22 protein-coding genes and 1 tRNA gene are annotated in these 19,517 nt (G+C 68.8%); 11 read left to right on the forward strand and 12 right to left on the reverse strand.

Annotated features, from left to right (window positions below; all coding sequences use genetic code 11):
• Window positions 1-11 precede the first annotated feature (11 nt).
• Window positions 12-1,562 (reverse strand): FMN-binding glutamate synthase family protein, encoded by a 1,551-nt coding sequence (locus ABZY89_RS02785; protein WP_355224443.1) that lies wholly within the window; start codon window positions 1,560-1,562, stop codon window positions 12-14.
• Window positions 1,563-1,626: 64 nt separating this feature from the next.
• The gene (locus ABZY89_RS02790) at window positions 1,627-2,625 is read right to left on the reverse strand and encodes an LLM class F420-dependent oxidoreductase (protein WP_355224445.1); all 999 of its coding nucleotides are present in this window, start codon (window positions 2,623-2,625) and stop codon (window positions 1,627-1,629) included.
• A 76-nt stretch (window positions 2,626-2,701) separates the two neighbouring features.
• Between ABZY89_RS02790 and ABZY89_RS02795 the strand changes: the two genes are divergently transcribed.
• The 4 genes from ABZY89_RS02795 to pdxY are packed head-to-tail and all read left to right on the forward strand — an operon-like array spanning window position 2,702 to window position 5,502.
• Window positions 2,702-3,391 (forward strand): uracil-DNA glycosylase, encoded by a 690-nt coding sequence (locus tag ABZY89_RS02795; RefSeq protein ID WP_355224447.1) that lies wholly within the window; start codon window positions 2,702-2,704, stop codon window positions 3,389-3,391.
• Between the two features lie 58 nt (window positions 3,392-3,449).
• Window positions 3,450-4,010, forward strand: a complete 561-nt coding sequence (locus ABZY89_RS02800; protein ID WP_355224449.1) for a hypothetical protein — start codon at window positions 3,450-3,452, stop codon at window positions 4,008-4,010.
• Between the two features lie 14 nt (window positions 4,011-4,024).
• Window positions 4,025-4,630 (forward strand): rhomboid family intramembrane serine protease, encoded by a 606-nt coding sequence (locus ABZY89_RS02805; RefSeq protein ID WP_355224451.1) that lies wholly within the window; start codon window positions 4,025-4,027, stop codon window positions 4,628-4,630.
• A 23-nt stretch (window positions 4,631-4,653) separates the two neighbouring features.
• A complete protein-coding gene (pdxY, locus tag ABZY89_RS02810) occupies window positions 4,654-5,502 on the forward strand; it encodes a pyridoxal kinase PdxY (RefSeq protein ID WP_355224452.1) in 849 nt (282 codons plus the stop codon).
• A 14-nt stretch (window positions 5,503-5,516) separates the two neighbouring features.
• Here the strand turns inward: pdxY and ABZY89_RS02815 are convergent, their stop codons facing one another.
• The 7 genes from ABZY89_RS02815 to nirD form a co-directional block, all read right to left on the reverse strand.
• Window positions 5,517-5,765 carry an HNH endonuclease gene (locus ABZY89_RS02815; protein WP_355224453.1) on the reverse strand — a complete coding sequence of 83 codons (249 nt, stop codon included), beginning with the start codon at window positions 5,763-5,765 and terminating at the stop codon, window positions 5,517-5,519.
• A gap of 191 nt (window positions 5,766-5,956) precedes the next feature.
• A tRNA-Thr gene (locus ABZY89_RS02820) sits at window positions 5,957-6,032 on the reverse strand.
• A 67-nt stretch (window positions 6,033-6,099) separates the two neighbouring features.
• Complete coding sequence (locus tag ABZY89_RS02825) at window positions 6,100-7,617, reverse strand: metallophosphoesterase (protein WP_355224455.1); 1,518 nt, start codon at window positions 7,615-7,617, stop codon at window positions 6,100-6,102.
• 50 nt (window positions 7,618-7,667) lie between these two features.
• Window positions 7,668-8,621 carry a 23S rRNA (guanosine(2251)-2'-O)-methyltransferase RlmB gene (gene rlmB, locus ABZY89_RS02830; protein ID WP_355224456.1) on the reverse strand — a complete coding sequence of 318 codons (954 nt, stop codon included), beginning with the start codon at window positions 8,619-8,621 and terminating at the stop codon, window positions 7,668-7,670.
• A complete protein-coding gene (gene cysS / locus ABZY89_RS02835; RefSeq protein ID WP_355224457.1) occupies window positions 8,621-10,030 on the reverse strand; it encodes a cysteine--tRNA ligase in 1,410 nt (469 codons plus the stop codon). Before cysS ends, rlmB begins: the two co-directional genes overlap by 1 nt.
• Window positions 10,031-10,060: 30 nt before the next feature.
• The gene (gene ispF / locus ABZY89_RS02840) at window positions 10,061-10,543 is read right to left on the reverse strand and encodes a 2-C-methyl-D-erythritol 2,4-cyclodiphosphate synthase (protein WP_355224458.1); all 483 of its coding nucleotides are present in this window, start codon (window positions 10,541-10,543) and stop codon (window positions 10,061-10,063) included.
• Between the two features lie 24 nt (window positions 10,544-10,567).
• Window positions 10,568-10,930 carry a nitrite reductase small subunit NirD gene (gene nirD, locus ABZY89_RS02845; protein ID WP_355224460.1) on the reverse strand — a complete coding sequence of 121 codons (363 nt, stop codon included), beginning with the start codon at window positions 10,928-10,930 and terminating at the stop codon, window positions 10,568-10,570.
• A gap of 169 nt (window positions 10,931-11,099) precedes the next feature.
• Between nirD and ABZY89_RS02850 the strand changes: the two genes are divergently transcribed.
• A complete protein-coding gene (locus tag ABZY89_RS02850; protein ID WP_355224461.1) occupies window positions 11,100-11,801 on the forward strand; it encodes a 2-C-methyl-D-erythritol 4-phosphate cytidylyltransferase in 702 nt (233 codons plus the stop codon).
• A gap of 23 nt (window positions 11,802-11,824) precedes the next feature.
• Here ABZY89_RS02850 and ABZY89_RS02855 read toward each other — a convergent pair whose 3' ends face one another.
• Window positions 11,825-12,433 (reverse strand): hypothetical protein, encoded by a 609-nt coding sequence (locus ABZY89_RS02855; RefSeq protein WP_355224462.1) that lies wholly within the window; start codon window positions 12,431-12,433, stop codon window positions 11,825-11,827.
• A 102-nt stretch (window positions 12,434-12,535) separates the two neighbouring features.
• Window positions 12,536-13,021 (reverse strand): CarD family transcriptional regulator, encoded by a 486-nt coding sequence (locus ABZY89_RS02860; protein WP_008360791.1) that lies wholly within the window; start codon window positions 13,019-13,021, stop codon window positions 12,536-12,538.
• A 236-nt stretch (window positions 13,022-13,257) separates the two neighbouring features.
• Here ABZY89_RS02860 and ABZY89_RS02865 point away from each other — a divergent pair, with 236 nt between their 5' ends.
• The 3 genes from ABZY89_RS02865 to ABZY89_RS02875 are packed head-to-tail and all read left to right on the forward strand — an operon-like array spanning window position 13,258 to window position 15,678.
• Entirely contained in the window at window positions 13,258-14,103 is an 846-nt protein-coding gene (locus ABZY89_RS02865) for a UbiA family prenyltransferase (protein ID WP_355224464.1), read from the forward strand.
• 43 nt (window positions 14,104-14,146) lie between these two features.
• Window positions 14,147-14,938, forward strand: coding sequence for a hypothetical protein (locus ABZY89_RS02870; protein WP_355224465.1), 792 nt, complete (start codon window positions 14,147-14,149; stop codon window positions 14,936-14,938).
• Window positions 14,938-15,678 (forward strand): phosphoglyceromutase, encoded by a 741-nt coding sequence (locus ABZY89_RS02875; protein ID WP_355224466.1) that lies wholly within the window; start codon window positions 14,938-14,940, stop codon window positions 15,676-15,678. Before ABZY89_RS02870 ends, ABZY89_RS02875 begins: the two co-directional genes overlap by 1 nt.
• 81 nt (window positions 15,679-15,759) lie before the next feature.
• Here ABZY89_RS02875 and phoU read toward each other — a convergent pair whose 3' ends face one another.
• Window positions 15,760-16,410 carry a phosphate signaling complex protein PhoU gene (phoU, locus tag ABZY89_RS02880; protein WP_350660896.1) on the reverse strand — a complete coding sequence of 217 codons (651 nt, stop codon included), beginning with the start codon at window positions 16,408-16,410 and terminating at the stop codon, window positions 15,760-15,762.
• A 120-nt stretch (window positions 16,411-16,530) separates the two neighbouring features.
• Here phoU and ABZY89_RS02885 point away from each other — a divergent pair, with 120 nt between their 5' ends.
• The 3 genes from ABZY89_RS02885 to ABZY89_RS02895 all read left to right on the forward strand — a co-directional run bounded on the left by ABZY89_RS02885 (window position 16,531) and on the right by ABZY89_RS02895 (window position 19,506).
• Window positions 16,531-17,688: an ATP-binding protein gene (locus ABZY89_RS02885; RefSeq protein ID WP_355224467.1), complete on the forward strand. Its 1,158-nt coding sequence runs from the start codon at window positions 16,531-16,533 to the stop codon at window positions 17,686-17,688.
• Window positions 17,685-18,362: a response regulator transcription factor gene (locus ABZY89_RS02890; RefSeq protein WP_008360778.1), complete on the forward strand. Its 678-nt coding sequence runs from the start codon at window positions 17,685-17,687 to the stop codon at window positions 18,360-18,362. The genes ABZY89_RS02885 and ABZY89_RS02890 overlap by 4 nt, the downstream gene beginning before the upstream one ends.
• A gap of 160 nt (window positions 18,363-18,522) precedes the next feature.
• The gene (locus ABZY89_RS02895) at window positions 18,523-19,506 is read left to right on the forward strand and encodes a hypothetical protein (RefSeq protein WP_355224469.1); all 984 of its coding nucleotides are present in this window, start codon (window positions 18,523-18,525) and stop codon (window positions 19,504-19,506) included.
• Window positions 19,507-19,517 lie beyond the last annotated feature (11 nt).

Here is a 19,517-nt window from a genome sequence, read left to right on the forward strand (position 1 = left end):
CGCCTCGGCTCTCAGGCGGTGTTCGGCTTCTCGTTGAACGTACGGTGCGGCTGCACGACGGCGAGGAGCTCGCGGGTCACATCGGGGCCGAGGGCGCCCCAGTGGTCCTTGTAGCCGTACACACCGGCGAGGGTGCGTGACTCGTAGTCGCCGTTCATGACCTCGATGTCGTGGGGCGTGATCAGGCCGGGGTGGGCGACGCCGACGGCGGCGGAGACCTTCGTCAGCTCCCGGCGCAGGGTCCTGAGGTAGCTGGCGCAGCGATCGCCCTTGTCCTGCGGGTCGAGGCCGCCGGAGAGCCACTTGCTCTGCGTCGCGACGCCGGTCGGACAGGTGTCGTCGTGGCACTTCTGAGCCTGGATGCAGCCGATCGACATCATCGCCTCGCGGCCGACATTGACCATGTCGGCACCGAGCGCGAAGGCGACGGCGGCGTTCTCCGGCAGGCCCACCTTGGCCGAACCGATGAAGGTGACCGCGTCGGTCAGGCCGAGCTCGGCGAAGGTGCCATAGACCCGCGAGAAGCCGATCCGGTACGGCATCGCGACCGCGTCGGAGAAGATCAACGGCGCGGCGCCGGTGCCACCCTCGCCGCCGTCGACGGTGATGAAGTCGACGCCCCGCTCACCCGACCGCATCTTCCCGGCGAGCTCCTGCCAGAACTCCATCTCACCGACCGCCGACTTGATGCCGACCGGCAGCCCGGTCTCGGCGGCGATCATCTCGACGAAGTCGAGCATCGAGTCGACGTCGTGGAAGGCGGAGTGGCGAGACGGCGACACGCAGTCCTTGCCGAGCTCGATGCCGCGGATCTCGGCGATCTCCGGGGTCACCTTGGCAGCCGGCAGCAGTCCACCGAGGCCGGGCTTGGCGCCCTGGGAGAGCTTGATCTCGATCGCCTTGACCGGCGCGGTGGCGACCCGCTCCTTGAGCCGATCGATCGAGAAGGTGCCGTCGGCGTTCCGGCACCCGAAGTAGGCGGTGCCGATCTGCATCACCAGATCCGCACCACCTTCGAGGTGATAGGGCGAGATGCCACCCTCACCGGTGTTGTGCATCGCCCCGGCCCGATGTGCGCCCAGGTTGAGCGCCTTGATCGCCGGCCCGGACAGCGACCCGAACGACATCGCCGAGATGTTGACGACCGACTCCGGCCGGAACGCCTTCGCGCGCCCGCGCGGACCTCCGAGCACCTTCGCCGACGGGAGCTTGGCGGCCCGGTCGTGGTCGTCAGGTAGGGAGTCAGCGAACGTACGGTGCTTGATGTGGATGTGGCCCTGGACGTGCTCGATGTCGTTGTCGGTGCCGAAGCCGAAGTAGTTGTTCTGCTCCTTGGCCGAGGCGTAGACCCAGCGCCGCTGGTCACGGCTGAAGGGCCGCTCCTCGTCGTTGTCGGCGACGATGTACTGCCGCAGCTCCGGCCCGATCTTCTCCATCAGGTACCGCGCGTGCCCGATCACCGGGAAGTTCCGCAGGATCGCGTGCTTGCGCTGGGTCAGGTCGCGCGCGGCGACCACGCCGGCGGCAACTGCCACTCCCCCGAGGAGGGTCGTCATCTTCATGTACGTCTTCCTACCCGGCGGCCACCTCGTTGTAAACGTCGGGGTCGGTGTCGCCGGGCGTCGCTCAGGCGAACTCGGGAATGACCTTCGACTCGAAGAGCTCGATGGAGGCGCGGTCGTAGGCGGCGTCGGCGAAGTAGCCGATGGCGTACGTCATCCCCAGCTCCTCGACGGCCTTCAGCTTCTCCACGGCCTGGTCCGGGGTGCCGACCAGCGAGGTCGGGCCATCGACGGCGCCGTTGACGACCTCGGCCGCCTTGGCCGCGCCCAGGTGCGGCACCAGCCGGGCCTCCCAGGCCTTGACCTTCTCGGCGACCTCGGCCTCGTTCTCCCCGAGCAGCACGTTGTAGTTCGACGAGCGGGTGATCTCCGCGAAGTCGCGCCCGAGGGTCTCGCAGTGGCCGCGCAGGATGTCGGACTTCGCCTTGAAGGTCTCCGGGTCACCGAGGAAGTTGGTGTAGTCGGCGTACTGCGCCGCGATCTTGAGCGTCACCTTCTCGCCGCCACCGGCGATCCACAGCGGGATGCCGGAACGGCCCTGCTGAAGAGGCAGCGGCTGACAGATGGCGCCGTCGACCTGGTAGTACTTCCCGTCCAGCGACGAGATGCCCTTGGTCCAGGCCTGCTGGAAGATCTGGACGCCCTCGCGGAGCATCCCGAGACGGTCGCGCGCCTCCGGGAAGCCGTAGCCGTAGGCCCGCCACTCGTGCTCGTACCAGCCCGCGCCGATGCCCATCTCGACCCGGCCGCCACTGATGTGGTCGGCGGTCGCGGCGACCTTCGCCAGGTAGGCCGGGTTGCGGTAGGACATGCACGAGCACATCTGTCCGAGGCGCACCCGCGACGTCACCGCGCCCAGGCCCGCCATCAGCGACCAGGCCTCGTGGGTCGCCTGGTCGGAGGGCTCCGGGGTGGTGTGGAAGTGGTCGTAGACCCAGATCGACTCCCAGCTCCCGGCATCGGCGTGCAGAGCCAGGTCCTTCATCGTCGTCCACTGGTCCGCCGGGTCGATCCCGACGAGGTCAAAGCGCCATCCCTGCGGGACGAAGAAACCGAACTTCATGTCTACTCCTTGATGAGTCCAACCTGGGGTGCACGGACAACTTATCCGTCGGTGCCAGCCGATACCCTCATGATTTATGAGCGCACTCGCCGGACTCGTGGACAAGGGCCTGATGGCTGCCGACTGGGCCGAGGCGCTGGCGCCGGCCGAGCCGCAGATCGAGCAGATGGGCCGCTTCCTGCGCGACGAGCTGGCGGCGAGGCGTCCCTACCTTCCCGACGGCGACCGGATCTTCAACGCCTTCCGGCGCCCGCTGCGAGAAGTACGCGTCCTGATCGTCGGCCAGGACCCCTACCCGACCATCGGGCACCCCATCGGACTCAGCTTCGCGGTCGAGAAGGACGTACGTCCGCTGCCGGCGTCGCTGCGGAACATCTATGCCGAGCTGGCCACCGACCTCGACCTGAAGATGCCCGAGCACGGTGACCTGTCGACCTGGGCCGACCGCGGGGTGATGCTGCTCAACACCTCGCTGACGGTGCGCCCCGGTGCTCCCGCCTCCCACTCGAAGAAGGGCTGGGAGGAGGTCACCGGGCGGGCGATCGACGTCCTCGGCCGACGCGGCGGACCACTGGTCGCGATCCTGTGGGGCCGGCACGCGCAGAATCTCGAGCCGAAGCTCAACGATGTGCCCGCGATCAAGTCCGTCCACCCCTCGCCGCTCTCCGCGCGCCGGGGGTTCTTCGGGTCCCGGCCGTTCTCCCGCGCCAACGCCCTCCTGGTCGAGCAGGGCGGTTCCCCGGTCGACTGGTCCCTGCCTGATTGAGCTCAGTCCGATTAGGATCGGCCCCATCGGCCCATCGGCGCGGTGAACGGGGGGTCACGTGGGCGAGAACACGACCGGACCGACGCTGTCGGTGTCACGGCGGCTCAAGATCGGCGGGACCATCGTCGTCGTTCTGATCGCGGTCTGGGCCGCCGTGCTCGGCGGACGGGCCCTCCTGGAACGGGCCGGTCCTCCGGAGTTCCCCGCGACCGACGTACGCGACTGGGCGACCTTCGCCGACCACCTCGTCCTCGGCACCGCCGGCCCCGCCGACTCGGACCGGCTCGAGGTCACCACCGTCCTGTGGAGCCGGCAGGGAGCCCACCCGATCGGTCGCGGGGTCACCCTCGACGCCGACATGACCGAGGGCGAGGCGTACGCCGTGCCGGTGGCCTGGCTCGAGGACGGCGGCGGACGCTGGGTTGCGCTGGCGGCCGACGCGGTGCTGCCCCTCGACGGCGGGCGGATCACCGGGGGTGGCCAGACCTGGGCGGCCGACCACACCGGGGAGTCGCCCCGGGGCCTCGCCACCGAGCTCTACGAGACCGGTCCGCACCCGGCCGCCGTCCCCTACCTCTATGAGAGTCTCGAGCAAAGACTCGCCGCTGTGGAGCGGTAGGTAAGATTTCAGGCGTGAGCCAGGACTCCCCCACGCGGCCCCAACGTGCCAACTGGCTTCGGGCCGGCATTTGGTCGCTCGGCTTCGTCGCCCTGCTCTGGGTGCTCGAGGCCACCGACTACATCAGCGGGCACCAGCTCGACACGCTGGGCATCCAGCCGCGCACCGACGCCGGCCTGCTCGGCATCGTGTTCGCTCCGGTGCTCCATTTCGGCTGGGCCCACCTCTACGGCAACACCCTGTTCGCGTTGGTCCTCGGCTTCCTGGTGCTCGCCTCGGGCGTCGGCCGAGGGATCGTGGCGACCCTCATCATCTGGGTGGTCGGAGGCGTCGGCGTCTGGCTGATGTCGCCCCCGGGCAGCATCACCGCCGGCACCTCGATGCTCATCTTCGGCTGGCTCGTCTACCTGATCCTGCGCGGCCTGTTCAGCCACCGCGTCGGCCAGATCGTCATCGGCGTGGTCATCTTCCTGGCCTGGGGCAGCCTGCTCCTCGGCGTACTCCCCGGGCAGACCGGTGTCTCCTGGCAGGGCCACCTCTTCGGCGCGATCGGTGGCGCGCTGGCGGCCTGGCTGCTCAACGACCCGCCCAAGAAGCAGGCCCAGAAGAACACCGTCTGAAGCTGGAGACGCAGAATACTGCCATGCAGATCCTCTCCATCCAGTCGCACGTGGCCTTCGGCTACGTCGGCAACTCGGCGGCAGTCTTCCCGATCCAGCGCCTCGGTCACGAGGTCTGGCCCGTGCTCACGGTCAACTTCTCCAACCACACCGGCTACGGCGCGTGGCGTGGACCGGTCGTGGCCGCCGACCAGGTCGCCGAGGTCATCGAGGGCATCTCCGAACGCGACGGTCTCTCCACCGTCTCCGCGGTCCTCTCCGGCTACCAGGGCGATCCGGCCGTCGGCGCGATCATCCTGGATTCCGTACGCCGCGTGAAGGCGCTCAACCCGCGGGCCCTCTACTGCTGCGACCCGGTGATGGGCGACGTAGGGCGCGGCATGTTCGTCCGTGAGGGCATCCCGGAGTTCATGCGAGACGAGGTCGTCCCCGCGGCCGACGTGATCACGCCCAACCACTTCGAGCTCAACTTCCTCGCCGGCCTCGAGTCGACCGACACGCTGCAGGAGGTGCTCGCCGCCGTCGACATCGTCCGCGAGTCCGGACCGTCCAACGTGCTGGTGACCTCGGTGATCACCAAGGACCCGACCCACCTCGACCTGGTCGCCGTCTCCGACGAGGGCGCCTGGTCGGTCACCACTCCCCTGCTCCCGATCTCGCCCAACGGCGGCGGCGACGTCACCGCGGCGGTCTACCTCTCCCACCTGCTCTCGACCGGCTCGACGCCGGCCGCCCTCGGCCGCACCGCGAACACCCTCTTCGCCATCCTCGACCGCACCCTGAAGTCCGGCCGCCGCGAGCTCGAGCTCGTCGCCTCTCAGGACGACATCGCCAACCCGCCGACGACGTACGAGGTCACTCAGCTCCGCTGATCAGTACGACTTGATCAGTACGACTTGCCGTCGGCGTAACGCTGCCGCCGCCAGGCCCTGCCGCTTCCCCGGTTCTTGGCCTTGTACGTCGGCAGCTGGCTGTCGCAGTTCGGACAGACCAGTCGCAGGTTCTCGCGTCTGTTGTTGGTGGCATCTCCGTCGATGTGGTCCAGCACAAAGGTCAGCTCGATGTCGTTCCACGTGGCTGGGCACGCGCATATCGCACATAGACCCACCTGGTCCTCCATCAAGTGGAGCTTCACGTAATGGCGCCTACTCCCGCTGAGCGTCGCCTCACCGGTCTTCAACCATCGCTCGATCTTCTCGCGACGTTCCATCGCCCGCTGGCACGCGTTGCTGCAGAACCTGAGCTGGTGGCGCTTCACAAGGGGCGCGCCACACCCCACGCAAACTCTCATGGCGGTGACACTAAATGTGACCACCGACAACTTCGTGGAGCCGGTGACAGGACTCGAACCTGCGATCTTGGTCTTACAAGGACCCTGCTGTACCAACTCAGCTACACCGGCACGCCGGCGAGGAATGCCGGCCGGACAATCGTAGCCAGTCGCGGGCCGATGTACGCAGCCGACGCGGCTAGAGCGCGGGATCGAGCGGCACGTACTCGTGGGCGGTGAGGGCGCCGTTGGTCTCCAGCTCGACGGACTGGACACCGACGGGGAGCCCGTCGGCGTAGGTGATCAGGGTGACCTCGGCGGTGCGGCGGATCTTCCCCATCGCGAAGGCGTACGCGGCGCCGCCGGTGGTGCCGTTGGTGTAGGTCCAGCCGATCTCACCGTTCTCGCCGATCACCTCGCTCGGGCCCTGGTGGACATGGCGGTGGCCGCCGACGACGAGGGTCGCGCAGCCTCGTCGCAGGGTCTCGCGGCCCAGCGACGGGTCGTGGACGAGGAGGGTCGCGACGGGCTTGCCCTCCTCCTTCGAGGCACAGGCGATGTCGGCCAGCTTCTCGCCGGCCTCCTCGAGGGTGACGCCCTTCTCGTCGATCCAGTTGCCGAGGCCGCTGGTGCGCGGGTCGGGTACGCCCAGGAGCGTCGAGCCGCCGGGTCCGTCGACGACCTCGCCGTCGAGCATGGTCCAGCCCTGCTTGTCCAGATAGTCGCCGACCGTCGGGCCGTGGTCGTGGTTGCCGGTGACCGCCCACTTGTCCAGGCCGTCGCTGGCGTCGGTGAGCGAGTCGAGGGAGAAGGTCTCCCAATCGGATCCGGTCGAGGTGTCGTCGCCGGCATCGAGGATGCCCGTGGCACCGCCCTCGTCGGCGATCGCGCGCACCACGGAGTCCATGCCGACGTTGTCATGGCGGTCGGAGACGAGGACCGACACGGTCTCGTCCTCACCGGGCTCGCGCAGCGCCAAGTCCGGGACCTTTTCCACGACCTTCTCGTAGAACGTCCGGCTGGAGTTGTACGTGTCGACGGCGCTGGCCACGAGGCGGCGGGTCTGGTTGGCGTAGGCGTCGCCGCGGACCTCCACGCCGGCCAGCTCCTCGGGCACAGGGATCGCCGCGCCGAGGAAGGCGGCCAGCGGAGTCCAGTCGCCGGCGACCGGACCGGCCTCCTTGTCCGCCGCGGGCGCTCCGGACTCGCCCCAGGGCTGCCAGACCGCGACCGCGAGCACCGACACCGTGACCACGCCGATGCCCACGGTGGTGAGACCGTGCCGCGTACGGGCCGATTCCTTGATACGTCTGCGCAGGTCGGCGCGGCGTTGGGAGCCGGGCAGCCACCACAGCAGGACTCCCCCGGCGACGATCGCCAAGGAGATCGCGGCGCCGCGGAGCACGGCCGCGACGAGCATCGACTCGACCTGCTCCACCACGACCGCCCGCTGGCCGTCTGGGGCCGAGCCGAGGACCGCGTAGCGCTCGAAGAGCTCGTCCATCGACCGCAGCTCGGTCTTGCCGAGGGTCACGTCGACACCGACCGGGCCACCGACGTCCAGACGTACGTCAGGCAGCACGGGTCCGGTGTGGATGATCGCCTTCCCCGACAGCGTCGGGCGCAGGACCGAGTCGTGACCGGCCAGGACCACCTGGCGTTCGCTGGACAGGAAGAGCCACGTGCTCAGCGCCACGGCCAGCACGAGCCACAGCACTCCGAGCCCCGCCCAGACGGCGAGGCCCCGAAACAGAGTGCGGCGAGAGATCAGCGACGCGCCTCCGCGACCGCGTAGAGCACCACCGACGCGGCGACGCCGGCATTGAGGGACTCTACGGAGTTGACCATCGGGATCGACACTATCTGGTCGCAGGTCTCCTGGACCAAGCGGGAGAGCCCGCCGCCCTCGGCACCGACGACGATCACCAGCGGACCGTCGGCAAGGCCCTCGGGAGCACCCAGCTCGGGCAGCGAGATGTCACCCTCCATGTCCAGCCCGACGACCATGCAGCCGGCCTCCTGGTAGGCCTTCAGCTGCCGGGTCAGGTTGACGGTCTGCGCGACCGGGATCCGCGCCGCGGCGCCGGCGCTCGTCTTCCACGCGGCGGCGGTCATGCCGGCCGCACGCCGCTCCGGAATCACCACGCCGTGGGCGCCGAAGGCCGCGGCCGAGCGCACGATGGCACCCAGGTTGCGCGGGTCGGTGACCTGGTCGAGCGCGACGATCAGCGCCTGCTCCCTGACCTCGGCCGCGCGGTCGAGCAGGTCGTCGGCGTGGGCGTACTCGTAGGCGGGGATCCGCGCCGCGAGCCCCTGGTGGCCGTTGAAGCCGGTGAGCCGGTCGAGCTCGACCTTGGTCACCTCGAGCAGCGAGATGCCCTTCTCGGAGGCGAGCATGAACGCCTCGCGCAGCCGCCCGTCGCGCTCGGCACCCTCGGCGACGTAGAGCCCGTTGACCGGTACGTCCTCGCGCAGTGCCTCGACCACGGAGTTGCGCCCGATGATCCACTCGGCGTCACCGGCGGCCCGCTTGCGCGGACCCTTGTTGCGCTGCTCGGCGGCCTGAGCCGCCTTGTGGGCCTTGTGGTACGGCCGGTCCTTCGCCTTCGGCGTCGGTCCCTTGCCCTCCAGACCCTTGCGCCGGTTGCCGCCGGTGCCGACCTGGGCACCCTTCTTACGTCCCTTCGCGATCGCTCCGCGACGCTGGGAGTTGCCTGCCATCAGTTAACGCTCCATTTCGGACCCTCGGGGGTGTCCTCGATCTCGATCCCGGCATCCTTGAGCCGGTCTCGCATGGCATCGGCGCGGGCCCAGTCCTTGGCGGCGCGCGCCTCGGCGCGCTCGTCCAGGACCCCGCGAACAAGTACGTCGAGCGCGCCGGTCAGCTTCTCGTCATCACCGCTCGCCGGACCCCACGCCGGGTCGGCGGGGTCCAGACCGAGCACGTCCAGCATCGCGCGGACGCTCGCGGCGACCCCGCGCAGCGCCGGGCTGTCGCCGTCGGCGAGCAACTTGTTGCCCTCGCGTACGACCTCGTGCAGGGCAGCCACCGCGGCCGGGGTGCCGAGGTCGTCGTCCATCGCGTTGACGAAGTCGGCGCAGGGCACGCCGTCGGCCGCGATCTCGCCGATCACTGACGCCGCGCGCTCCAGGAAGCCTTCGATCCGCTGGAAGCCGGCGGCCGCCTCCGCGAGCGCCTCGAAGGAGAACTCGACGTGGGACCGGTAGTGGGCCGCGACCAGGTAGTAGCGCAGCTCGATGCCGCGTACCTTCTTCAGGACCTCGGGGATGACCAGCGAGTTGCCCAGCGACTTCGACATCTTCTCGCCGGAGGTCGTGATCCAGGCGTTGTGCAGCCAGTAGCTCGCGAAGGGCCGGCCGGCAGCGCGCGACTGGGCCTGCTCGTTCTCGTGGTGCGGGAAGCGCAGGTCGAGGCCGCCGCCGTGGAAGTCGAAGGCGGGACCGAGGTATTTCCCGGCCATCGCCGAGCACTCGATGTGCCACCCGGGCCGTCCCAGACCCCAGGGCGAGGGCCAGGAGGCGGTCTCCGGCTCGGAGACCTTCCGGCCCTTCCACAGCGCGAAGTCACGTGGGTCGCGCTTGCCGCGCGGGTCGGCGTCGGCGGCGGCCTCCATGTCGTCGACCTTCTGCCCCGACAGCTCGCCGTAGGAGGGCCAGGAGCGCACGTCGAAGTAGACGTCCGCAGAGCCGTCCTCGGCGGCGTAGGCGTGCCCCTTCGCGATCAGCTCCTCGATCAGCGCGATGATCTCCGGGATGTGACCGGTGGCCAGCGGCTCGTAGGTCGGCCGGGCGACGTTGAGCGAGGCGTAGGCGGCGTCGAGCTCGCGGTGCATGGTGTAACCGAGGTTGTACCAGGGACGTCCCTGCTCGGCCGACTTCGCCAGGATCTTGTCGTCGATGTCGGTCACGTTGCGGATGAACGTGGTCTCATAGCCCGACGCCCGCAGCCACCGCTGCAGCACGTCGAAGTTCACCCCGCTCCGCACGTGCCCGACATGCGGCTCGCTCTGCACGGTCAGGCCACAGACATAGAGCGACGCCTTGCCGGGCTGCAAGGGGGTGAAGTCACGTACTTCACGGGTCGCCGAGTCGTAGAGCCTGAGTGCCATACCCCAAGTCTAGGGACGTACGCGTGTTCCCTACCTATCGCGACGCACGATGAGTGCAGTTGCGATCGCGGCGACGCCTTCGCCTCGCCCGGTGAGCCCGAGACCGTCGGAGGTCGTGGCGGTCACCGTGACGCTCGCCCCGGCTGCCGCGGTGAGCGCCTTGTTGGCCTCGTCGCGCCGCGGACCGATCTTGGGCCGGTTGCCGATCACCTGCACCGCGACGTTCCCGATCTCGAAACCGGCCTCACGGACCCGGCGCGCGGCCTCGGCCAGCAGGACGACTCCGGCTGCCCCGGCCCACTCGGGCTCGGAGGTGCCGAAGTTGGACCCCAGGTCGCCGAGCCCCGCCGCGGAGAAGAGCGCGTCGCAGCAGGCGTGGGCGGCCACGTCCCCGTCGGAGTGCCCGGCGAGACCCTGCGGCTCGTCGGGGAAGGCGAGGCCGGCCACGTGCATCGGGACGCCGTCGGCAAGGCTGTGTACGTCGGTCCCGATGCCGATCAGAGGAAGCTGCACGCTCCGCAGTCTCCCAGACAGGACTCAGGCGACCTTCCGGTGGCCGACGTGGATGAGCCCGTCGACGACCCGGACCTCGTAGGCGGGGATGGTCACGTGCGGGTCGTCCAGGCACTGTCCGGTACGCAGGTCGAACCCGTGCCGGTGAGCGGGCGAGGCCACGAACGGCACCCCCTCGCGCACCCCGACGATGCCCTTGGCAATGACCGACGCCTTGGCGAACGGGTCGTGGTTTCCCAGGGCGTAGACGACGTCGTCGGGCATCCGGAAGATGGCGATGGCCTGCCCGTGGACCAGTGCCGTGGCGCCGCGCTTCACCTCGAGCGCGTCGACCGGGCAGACGGACTGCCAGTCACCCTGGTCGTCCCGCTGGGCATGAGCACTCATGACGTCGCCGGCCCGAGCCGCTTCGTCCACATTCGTCGGGTCCTCCCTTCGGTGGATTTGAACCGTAGGACGCGTGAGGGACACCTCCTGTTTCGCTCTGTTACGCGTACGTAAACACCAGCGCCCAGCCACTCAGCCGTCTTCGCCGCCGAACGGATAGCCTCCAGGGGTGCCTGCCGTTCTCGTCCTCCTGGCCGCCGGATCCGGCACCCGCGTCGGAGCCGCCACCAACAAGGTGCTGCTCCCGCTCGACGGGTCCGACGATCCGGCCTCCTCAGCCCTCGGCCTCTCGCTCCGGACCGCCCTCGAGGTGCCCGACGTGCACCGCCTCGTCCTGGTCGTACGCAGCGGCGACGAGGAGGCGGTCGCGGCCGTCGTCCAGCCCCTGCTCGGGGAGCGTGAGGTCGTGATGGTCGCCGGCGGCGACACCCGGCACGCCTCCGAGCAAGCGGCGCTCGCCGTGCTCCGGGCCGACATCGAGGCCACCGGGGAGGACGGGATCGACGTGGTCGCGATCCACGACACCGCCCGGCCGCTGGTGTCGCCCGAGCTCTTCTCCGCGGTCATCGGCGTCGCCCGCAAGCACGGTGGCGCCATCCCCGCCGCCCCGCTCAGCCACCTCTCGACGCGTGACCTGCAGCCCGTGGCAGGTGCGCTCGTCGGCGTACAGACACCGCAGGCGTTCCGGGCGGCCGACCTCCTGGCCGCCTATGCCCAGGCCGCGGCCGACGGCTTCGACGGCACCGACACCGGCGCGACCCTGGAGCGCTACGCCTCCGGCGTACGCATCGTCGCGGTGCCCAGCTCGTCGCTGAACCTCAAGGTGACCTTCGCCGACGACCTGGGCGCGGTCACGACGCTGCTTAGCTGAAGCGAAGCCCGAAGCAGTTCAACTCAGCTGACGGCGCTGGCCGACAGAGCTTCGAGCAGGCGTACGTCATCCTCCGACGCGACGCGGCGACCGACCGGCGGCGCCTCGATCGAGACGACCGGGAACCGGCGGGCCAGCGAGCCCGCGATCTCGGCGAAGTCGCCGGCGGGCCAGTCGTCCAGGGCGGCGACGACGGCCGGGGGCAGCACGATCGGCGATGCGACCGAGACCAGCGAGGTGCGATCGATGGTCGCGCCGAGGACCGGCACCCCGTCCTCGATGTCCAGGTTCTTGACCGTGTCCGTGACCGGGCGTACGCCGACCACGACCGCCTCGCGCGCGAGCGCGGTCGAGACACAGTGAGCGATGAAGGCCGGCGGGGTCATCGGGCACAGCGAGTCGTGCAGGACCAGCGGCTCCTCGGCCGCGACCATCCCCTCCCAGGAGGTGGTGAAGTCGACGGGGGTCACCCCGGACTCCCCGAGGGACCAGGTCGCCGCGGCGACCAGCGCCTCGCCGTGGATCAACGTGAACGGCAGCGAGCCTCGGTCGTCCTCGGCGACGAACCCGAGGGCCGGGGGAACCTCGGCGGTCTCGTCGATCTCGTCGTAGTCGGCGTACGGGTCCTCCATGGGGCCACCGTATCGGCCGCGCTGAGTGCACCGCTGAGCCCCCCAAAACGCGAAACAGGCCCCGGGTTCCCCCGGAGCCTGTAACGCAGACCGAAACCAGCGTCAGCTGGCCAGCACCTCGTCGAGGAGGACTTCAGCCTTGTCTTCGTTGGTGTGCTCGCACAGCGCGAGCTCCGAGACGAGGATCTGGCGTGCCTTGGCGAGCATGCGCTTCTCCCCGGCAGAGAGGCCACGGTCACGCTCACGACGCCACAGGTCACGCACGACCTCTGCGACCTTCATGACATCGCCGCTGTGCAGCTTCTCCAGGTTTGCCTTGTAACGACGCGACCAGTTGGTCGGCTCTTCGACGTGCTCCGCACGAAGCACCTCGAAGACTCGATCAAGCCCGTCCTTGTCTACGACGTCTCGAACTCCGACGAGCTCGAGGTTGTTGGCCGGAACACGCACCACGAGGTCCTGCTGAGCGATGATGCGGAGGACCAGATACTGCCGCTCCTCGCCCTTGATGGTGCGCATCTCGATGTCTTCGATGACGGCCGCGCCATGGTTCGGGTATACGACGGTCTCGCCGACGGTGAAAGTCATATTTTTAGGTACCCCTTCCTAGGGCTATAAGTCTACCACGGATCTTAGAATTCGGATTCCGTGTTTGCGCAGGTCAGGGGCTCAATCTGGGGTTGACAGATTGACAAGTTGTGTGGTTCCGCGCGCGCAGGCCCCTCGAACGTGGCAGCATGGCCGATTTCGAAACGACGCCGAAATCTCGCCGTTAGCCAGCCTGTTGTCCTGCGCGGCTGGGCCGAGTGCCCGATACTGCCGCCATGGCGAATGCATCGCAGAGCGCCCCCAAGACCATCTTCACCGTGTCGTCGCACGCCCAGGATCAGGACCCGGAAGAGACGCAGGCCAGTGCGTCGGCCGTTCCTGATGCCCCGGCGGGCCGAGCAAGCGTCATGGACAAGGTGGGCAACTGGGCCCCGTTCCTCCTCATCCGCTCCGCCCACCCCCGTCAGGCGGTGCTGACCGCCATCGGCCTGTCGGTGGCGGCCGTCCTCGCCGGACTGACGACGCGCGAGGTGACGCTGATCGCCATCACCGTGCTCGTCGGCCAGGCGGTTCTCGGCTGGCACAACGACCTCGTCGACCAGGCCGTCGACCGTCGTCACGAGCGCGAGGGCAAGCCGATCTCGGACGGGCGTCTCGAGCCGGGCAGCGTCTGGTTCGCGCTGTGCTGCGGCGTACTGCTCGTCATTCCGCTATCGGTCACCTCGGGCACCGTCGCGGGGCTGTTCTACCTCGGCTCGCTGGTGCTCGGGATGCTCGCCAACGTACTGCTGCGCAAGGGCCTCTTCTCCTGGGTCCTGTGGGCGGCGGCCTTCGCCTGCTACCCCGGATACCTCTCGTACGCCGGCTGGGCCGGTGAGTCCGCGGGCGGACCGCCCCACTGGGTGATGGTCGCGCTCGCGGCGGCGCTCGGTGTCGGTGTGCACTTCCTGACCGCGCTGTGGGGCTTGGTCGCCGACAACGAGGACAAGTGGACGTATCTGCCACTCAAGGCCGGACTGAAGCTCGGGGCCGGCAAGCTCCTCCTCGTCACGCTCGTCTACATCGCCCTGGTGATCGCCGGAATGCTGTACGCCGCGGGCGCCGTCGGACTGCGTGCCTGACCCTTTTCCGATATCGCAGTATCGGGCGGATAGAGTGTCGCGCGTGACGACCAAGGTTATGCAGAAGCGGCTCGCAGTGACGGGCGCACTCGTGGCTCTCGCCCTTCCGGCGCTCACCGCCTGCAGCAGCTTCGACTACGCGACGGACCGGCCCAACGAGATCACCCACGGCGGGTCGACGCTCGACGGTGCCATCCGGATCAACGCCGCTCGCATCGTGACCGCGCAGGAAGGCTCCGGCGTCCTGGTCGGCACCTTCTCGCTCGACCCGGCGATCAACCCGGCGGTCGCCGGCGAGGCGCTGCCGTCGGTCACCTCGATCGCCACGGCGACCGAGGCCGAGGAGACCGTCACGCCCGAGTCGTTCACCCCGATCGAGCTGCCGAAGTCCGGCATCATCAACCTGGCCGACCCGGCCACCGGTGGCATCGCCGTCACCGGCGACTTCAAGCCGGGCGACAGCATCCCGATGACCTTCACCTTCTCCGAGGGTGAGGAGAAGACCATCTCCGTCCCGGTGGTCACCCAGTGTGGTCCGTACGCCGAGGTCGTCGCCGCCGTCGACGAGACCACGAAGCCCGCGAAGAAGGGCAAGAACGCCGAGGCCCAGGCGTCCGAGGACGCTGCCGCCGAGGGAGCTGCCGAGGGCGAGGAGGCTTCGACCCTGCCGGCCGACGAGCCCGCCGAGGGCGAGAACGCGACCGAGACCGAGGCTGAGGGCGAGCACGCCACCGAGGGCGAGGCGCACGACGAGTCCGCGGGCACCATCTCCGAGGACCCCTACTCCTGCGAGTTCCCGCCGGCGGCTCTGCCCGGTGCCGAGGAAGCTCACTGATGACCTACAAGCTCGTCCTTCTGCGTCACGGCGAGAGCGAGTGGAACGCGCTCAACCTGTCCACCGGCTGGGTCGACGTCGATCTCACCGACAAGGGCCGGGCCGAGGCCGTCAACGGCGGCAAGCTGCTGGCCGAGGCCGGGATCCTTCCCGACCTGGTCCACACGAGCCTGCTGCGGCGTGCGATCAACACCGCCAACATCGCGCTCGACACCGCCGATCGCCACTGGATCCCGGTGCGCCGCGACTGGCGCCTCAACGAGCGCCACTACGGCGCGCTCCAGGGCAAGAACAAGTCCGAGACGCTGAAGAAGTTCGGCGAGGAGCAGTTCCAGCTGTGGCGTCGTTCCTACGACGTACCGCCGCCGCCGATCGAGGCCGACTCGGAGTACTCCCAGGCCGGTGACCCGCGCTACGCCGACATCGACGTGCCCGCCACCGAGTGCCTCAAGGACGTCGTCGCCCGGATGCTCCCCTACTGGGACTCGGCCATCGTGCCCGACCTGAAGACCGGCAAGACTGTCCTGGTCACGGCCCACGGCAACAGCCTGCGCGCGCTGGTCAAGCACCTCGACAACATCTCCGAGGCTGAGATCGCCAAGCTCAACATCCCCACGGGCCAGCCGCTGGTCTACGAGCTCGACGAGTCGCTGAAGCCGGTCGTCGCCGGCGGCACCTACCTCGACCCCGAGGCCGCGGCCGCCGCCGCTGAGGCAGTCGCCAACCAAGGCAAGCAGTAGCACCAACAATCCCGCCGGGTCGGCTCGTCTTGACGAGCCGACCCGGCGGGGTTTTCGGTCAGTACGAGCCGACTCGGCGGGTCAGGAGTCGGCGGGGGTCTCGCCGGTCACGACGAAGACGACCCGGTTGGCCACCGTGACGGCGTGGTCGGCGATGCGCTCGTAGTAGCGGCCCAGGAGCGCCACGTCGACGGCGGGCTCGACGCCGTGGGTCCAGTCCTGACCCAGCAGCTCGGCGAAGGACTTGCGTCGCAGCTGGTCCATCTCGTCGTCGTCGGCGACCAGGTCCTGAGCGGCGGAGACATCGCGGGTGCGGAGGATCTCGCAGGTGCGCTCGACCATCTGCTGGGCGATCTCGGCCATCTTGGCGATGGTCGGCTGGGCCAGCTCGGGGACGGCCTTGTTCGGCGTACGCAGCCTGGCGATCTTGGCGACGTGGACGGAGAGGTCGCCCATCCGCTCGAGGTCGGAGATCATCCGCAGCGCGGCGACGACCACGCGCAGGTCGCCGGCGACCGGCGACTGGAGGCCGAGCAGCTCGAGGGCGTTCTCCTCGATGCGCTCGCGGGCGTCATCGATCTCGACGTCCTTGTCGATCACCTGCTCGGCGAGGTCGTTGCGGGCCTCGAGGAGAGCGGTGGTGGCGTCGCGTACGGCCACCGACACCAGCTCACAAACACTGGTGAGATCGGTGAAGATGGCATCGAGGTCCTCATGGAAAGCAGCGCGCATGGGCCGATCCTAGACACACGACATGTACTGATCTTCATCCCGAGTGAACCGACGGTGAACGTTCGGCGCGGAGACGTCCAGAGGTGAAGAATGGGTGTTTGATGGGCTTACCCTGATCGTGTGGACTCGACGACGCAGGCCTTTCTTGCTGCGCTCCTCGGCGCTGTCGTCGCCGGAGCGGCGGTGCTTGCGTGGGCGATGAGCGAACGTTCCCGCCGCCGGATCCCCGAGGTCGAGCCCCCGAAGGTTCCCTCGGAGGTGGCCGCGGTCCTCTCGGTCCTGCGCAGCAGCGCGGTCGTCGTCGACGAGCACGACACGGTGCTCAAGGCCAGCGCTCCGGCGTACGCCCTGGGTCTGGTGCGCGGCACCTCGCTGGTCTCGCCCGAGCTCTCCGAGCTCGTCCACGGTGTGCGCCGTGACGGCCAGATCCGGGAGACCGAGCTGGTGATCTCGCGGGCCAACGGGGCGTCGCGGCACGTCACCGCCCGGGTCGCTCCGCTCGGCACCCGCCTGGCGCTCGCCCTGGTCGAAGACCGCACCCGCGAGCGCCGCGTCGAGGCCGTACGCCGCGACTTCGTCGCCAATGTCAGCCACGAGCTCAAGACGCCGGTCGGCGCGATACGAGTGCTCGCCGACGCGGTCACCGAGGCCTCCGACGACCCCGAGGCCGTACGCCGCTTCTCCAACCGGATGATCACCGAGTCCGAGCGCCTGACCGAGCTCGTCCAGCAGATCATCGAGCTCTCCCGGCTCCAGGGTGACGAGCCCCTGGAGGCACCCATCGCGGTCGACGTCGACAAGGTCATCGCGGCCGCCGTAGACGCCTCGACGGTCGATGCCGACGCCAAGGGCATCAACGTGGTCAGCGCCGGCACCGCCGGGCTGCACGTCTTCGGCAACGACGAGCAGGTCTCGACCGCGGTCACCAACCTGGTCTCCAACGCGGTCGCCTACTCCGAACCCGGCTCGACCGTGACCGTCTCGACCCGCGCGACCGACGGCTCCGTCGAGATCTCCGTGGTCGACCAGGGCATCGGGATCCCGTCCACGGAGATCGACCGGATCTTCGAGCGCTTCTACCGCGTCGACCCGGCCCGCCACCGCTCCACCGGCGGCACCGGACTCGGCCTGTCGATCGTCAAGCACGTCGCCGCTACGCATGGTGGCGAGGTCAAGGTCTGGTCGCAGGAGGGTCAGGGTTCCACCTTCACCCTCACCCTGCCCCAGCACCTACCAACTGCCGGGAAGTCCGGCACAAGCAAGGAGGAACGCCCGTGACCCGGGTACTCGTCGTCGAAGATGAAGCCAGCTACAGCGAGGCACTGTCCTACATGCTCCGCAAGGAGGGCTTCGAGGTCGCCGTCGCCGAGGACGGCACCGACGCTCTGAAGGAGTTCGACCGCAACGGGGCAGACATCGTGCTGCTCGATCTGATGCTTCCCGGCCTCTCCGGCACCGAGGTGTGCCGGCAGATCCGGGCCACCTCGTCGGTGCCGGTCATCATGGTGACGGCCAAGGACGACGAGGTCGACAAGGTCGTCGGCCTCGAGCTCGGCGCCGACGACTACGTCACCAAGCCCTACTCCCCGCGCGAGCTCGTCGCCCGGATCCGCGCCGTCCTCCGCCGAGGCACCGAGCCCGACGCGGCTCCGGCCACCCTCGAGGCCGGGCCCGTCCGGATGGACGTGGAGCGCCACGTCGTGACCGTCGACGGCAACGAGCAGCGCCTCCCGCTCAAGGAGTTCGAGCTCCTGGAGATGTTCCTGCGCAACCCCGGCCGCGTCCTCACCCGCGGCCAGCTCATCGACCGCGTCTGGGGCTCCGACTACGTCGGCGACACCAAGACCCTCGACGTACACGTCAAGCGCCTGCGCGCCAAGCTCGAGCCGGACCCGTCCGAGCCGAAGTTCCTGGTGACGGTCCGCGGGCTGGGCTACAAGCTCGACCTGTAAGCAGCACAGATGTGGGAGTCCTGAGGTCACTGAGTGACCTCAGGACTCCCGCGTCGGGTTTTCGCATGGCCCGGACGGGCCATGTTCGACGACGATTCGCGCCGTTATCATTCCCTCGGCGGCCCGCGGCTCCGCGCGGTGCCCTACGAAAGGGTGCGCGGTGTTGCGACGACTCTCCCTCCTGGTTGCGCTTGCCGTCGCCGGAGTGCTTCTGCCGATCGGCCCGCTGACGTCCTCCGCTGACGCTGCGTGCGTACCCAGGATCAAGAGCCTCACTGCAGCCAAGACGGCGTTCGTCAGCGGCGACTCCACAAGGATGACGGTCCTCCTCACCTGCGCCCCTAGAAGGAAGAAGATCGTTTACGTCAAGGTCGATCATCGCCCCAACGTCTATACGAGCGCCTGGTTCGTGACCGTCAGGGCGCGACAACGTACGGCGACGTTCACGGTTCACACCAACTTCAGGCCGACCACGGTGCGAGTGAGGGTTCAAGCGCGCCTGGCCGGAACGTCACGCTGGGTCGCGTCGACACCGCTCGTCAAGGCCAGCCCCAGTGCCTGCAACCCCAAGGCGATCACCACGCCTCATCTCGTACTCAGTGGAGCGAAGACGACCGGGAAGCTGACTCTGACCTGTGCTCTTGACGTACCAAAGACCGTCTCGCTGGAGGCCATTTCGGCGACCGGTAGCAATCAGGTCGAATCGTTCTTCCACGTGCCCTCCAGCGTGACCGTTCCTGCCAAGCAACCGTCGGTCACCTTCCCCATCACGTTCGGCACCTCGGCGCACCCCCAGCACGCCACGGTCAGTGTCGCCGGCTCTGCACGGATCATCAGCTTCATCCAGTACTACCCTGGCCTGTCCGGGATCACCGTGACCAGCGAGACCACCGACACCGGTATGCGACGCATGCGGGTCGAGACGTATACGACCTACCCGGCCCCGGAGAACTTCGTTGTACGGCTCACGAGCAGCGACCCGCGCTTTTCACTGCCCCCAGCGACGATCCCCGAGGGAACCACCAGCGCGCAGGTCGTCTCCCTCGCCGCACCACCGCCGGAGACGAACGAACTGGTGACAGTCACCGCCTCGCCCCACGGATCCACCCAGCAGCTCACCGAAGAGGTGCTGGTGGAGCGCTGAGCTACGTTCGT

Origin of the sequence: Nocardioides sp. NPDC006303 (assembly GCF_040613175.1) — a bacterium.
GTDB lineage: Bacteria > Actinomycetota > Actinomycetes > Propionibacteriales > Nocardioidaceae > Nocardioides.

Excerpts from the sequence above, each read along its gene's own strand:
- ABZY89_RS02785 (WP_355224443.1), bottom strand. The coding sequence starts at position 1,562 with ATGAAGATGACGACCCTCCTCGGGGGAGTGGCAGTTGCCGCCGGCGTG.
- ABZY89_RS02790 (WP_355224445.1), bottom strand. The coding sequence starts at position 2,625 with ATGAAGTTCGGTTTCTTCGTCCCGCAGGGATGGCGCTTTGACCTCGTC.
- ABZY89_RS02795 (WP_355224447.1), top strand. The coding sequence starts at position 2,702 with ATGAGCGCACTCGCCGGACTCGTGGACAAGGGCCTGATGGCTGCCGAC.
- pdxY (WP_355224452.1), top strand. The coding sequence starts at position 4,654 with ATGCAGATCCTCTCCATCCAGTCGCACGTGGCCTTCGGCTACGTCGGC.
- rlmB (WP_355224456.1), bottom strand. The coding sequence starts at position 8,621 with ATGGCAGGCAACTCCCAGCGTCGCGGAGCGATCGCGAAGGGACGTAAG.
- cysS (WP_355224457.1), bottom strand. The coding sequence starts at position 10,030 with ATGGCACTCAGGCTCTACGACTCGGCGACCCGTGAAGTACGTGACTTC.
- nirD (WP_355224460.1), bottom strand. The coding sequence starts at position 10,930 with ATGAGTGCTCATGCCCAGCGGGACGACCAGGGTGACTGGCAGTCCGTC.
- ABZY89_RS02855 (WP_355224462.1), bottom strand. The coding sequence starts at position 12,433 with ATGGAGGACCCGTACGCCGACTACGACGAGATCGACGAGACCGCCGAG.
- ABZY89_RS02860 (WP_008360791.1), bottom strand. The coding sequence starts at position 13,021 with ATGACTTTCACCGTCGGCGAGACCGTCGTATACCCGAACCATGGCGCG.
- ABZY89_RS02865 (WP_355224464.1), top strand. The coding sequence starts at position 13,258 with ATGGCGAATGCATCGCAGAGCGCCCCCAAGACCATCTTCACCGTGTCG.
- ABZY89_RS02875 (WP_355224466.1), top strand. The coding sequence starts at position 14,938 with ATGACCTACAAGCTCGTCCTTCTGCGTCACGGCGAGAGCGAGTGGAAC.
- phoU (WP_350660896.1), bottom strand. The coding sequence starts at position 16,410 with ATGCGCGCTGCTTTCCATGAGGACCTCGATGCCATCTTCACCGATCTC.